This is a genomic window from Pseudomonas sp. 2822-17 (genome assembly GCF_002742485.1).
GTDB classification, from domain to species: Bacteria; Pseudomonadota; Gammaproteobacteria; order Pseudomonadales; family Pseudomonadaceae; genus Aquipseudomonas; species Aquipseudomonas cyclaminis.
The window spans coordinates 1-236 of record NZ_LJRZ01000122.1; the positions used below are offsets into that span (position 1 = coordinate 1).

Here is a 236-nt window from a genome sequence, read left to right on the forward strand (position 1 = left end):
ACATCACCTTGGTAAAATCCCATTTTGGCATATAGTCTTAACCAACGATAAAAAGGGTACAGAAAAGGAAATTTCTTTTTATCAAGTAACTCCGGGAGATCTAAACGTTCAAATATATCAGATATTTCATGACTTTTATAGCCTACTTTTATTAGTGTTGCCATGATTGCTCCTGCACTAGTTCCAGCAATTCTGTCAAAATATATTTCCTTTCGGTCTAATGCTTGTAACGCGCC

1 protein-coding gene is annotated in these 236 nt (G+C 35.6%); it reads right to left on the reverse strand.

Features of this window, described 5'->3' with window-relative positions; genetic code table 11:
- On the reverse strand, positions 1 to 236 hold a 236-nt coding region (locus AOA60_RS01205), incomplete at both ends, for a patatin-like phospholipase family protein (protein WP_178075299.1).